The sequence below is a fragment of the Micromonospora sp. NPDC005710 genome, assembly GCF_040630995.1.
GTDB lineage: Bacteria > Actinomycetota > Actinomycetes > Mycobacteriales > Micromonosporaceae > Micromonospora.
In genome coordinates, this window is record NZ_JBEXYP010000072.1 from 1 (window position 1) to 1,309 (window position 1,309).

The window sequence follows — 1,309 nt, forward strand, 5'->3', positions numbered from 1 at the left end:
AGGCTGTACTAGGCGCCGCCGGCCGTTGCCGAGGAAAAACTTGCCAGTGTCTCCGCCATCTGAGCACCGGTGCCGCGTGCGTGGTCGTGGACTGCGAGTCCGGACCCGTCCGCCTGCACCTGGCCGACCGCCTGGCCACCCAGCTCAAGGCCACCCGAACCCCCCTGGAAGCCCTGACCCATCCCCGCGATCTTGCACTTCCTGTCGCGGCATAAGGGGCGAAGTGCGCATATGACCAACAGAAACCGCAAGATCGCGGGACACATGGACGCGGAACACATGGACGCGGAACGGGGGACGGACTGATGCCGCAGGGACAACCGAGCTCGGTGCCCGCTGACGGGTTGACGACCCGGCAACGGCGGCACCGGCCACTGCTGATCGTCCACACGGGCCAGATGAAGGGCAAGTCGACGGCCGCATTCGGGCTGGCGTTGCGGGCCTGGACCGCCGGCCTGCCGGTCGGGGTGTTCCAGTTCGTCAAGAGCGCCAAGTGGCGGGTGGGGGAGGAGAACGCCTTCCGGGCGCTCGGCGAGGTGCACGAGCGCACCGGCCAGGGCGCGCCGGTGGCCTGGCACAAGATGGGCGAGGGCTGGTCCTGGATCCAGCGCGGCGGCGACGCCGACCACGCCGCCGACGCCCTGGAGGGTTGGCGGCAGATCCAGCGTGACCTGGCCGCCGAGCGTCACGGGCTGTACGTGCTCGACGAGTTCACCTACCCGATGAAGTGGGGCTGGGTGGACGTCGACGAGGTGGTGGCAACGTTGGCCGACCGCCCCGGGTTCCAACACGTCGTGATCACCGGTCGGGACGCGGACCCGCGCCTGGTCGCCGCCGCCGACCTCGTCGCCGAGCTGACCAAGGTTAAGCACCCGATGGACGCCGGCCAGAAGGGTCAGAAGGGCATCGAGTGGTGACCGCGCACTGGGCGCTGCCCCGGGTGGTGGTCGCCGCCCCGGCCAGTGGCCAAGGCAAGACCACAGTGGCGACCGGGCTGCTCGCCGCGCTGCGCCGACGGGGCCTGACGGTCAGCCCGCACAAGGTCGGGCCCGACTACATCGACCCCGGCTACCACGCCCTCGCCGCCGGGCGATCCGGGCGCAACCTCGACCCGTTCCTGGTCGGGGCCGACCGGATCGCCCCCCTGCTGCGCCACGGCGCGAGCGTCCCCACGCCGGCCGACATCGCCGTGGTCGAGGGCGTCATGGGCCTGCACGACGGCGCGGTGGGCCGCCGCGACTACGCCTCCACCGCGCACGTCGCCCGGCTGATCGACGCGCCCGTGCTGCTGGTGTTGGACACCACCGCG

2 protein-coding genes and 1 pseudogene are annotated in these 1,309 nt (G+C 71.6%); all 3 read left to right on the top strand.

The genetic code is table 11. The annotated features are described in order from the left end of the window. Window positions 1-215, top strand: a 215-nt coding sequence (locus ABZ406_RS30950) for a hypothetical protein (RefSeq protein WP_357769123.1), incomplete at its 5' end; no start/stop codon positions are given. Window positions 216-305: 90 nt separating this feature from the next. Further along, window positions 306-917, top strand: coding sequence for a cob(I)yrinic acid a,c-diamide adenosyltransferase (gene cobO / locus ABZ406_RS30955; RefSeq protein ID WP_357769125.1), 612 nt, complete (start codon window positions 306-308; stop codon window positions 915-917). Further along, window positions 911-1,309 (top strand): annotated as a pseudogene (locus ABZ406_RS30960) (cobyrinic acid a,c-diamide synthase); the annotation flags it as partial. The gene cobO and the pseudogene ABZ406_RS30960, both read left to right, overlap by 7 nt.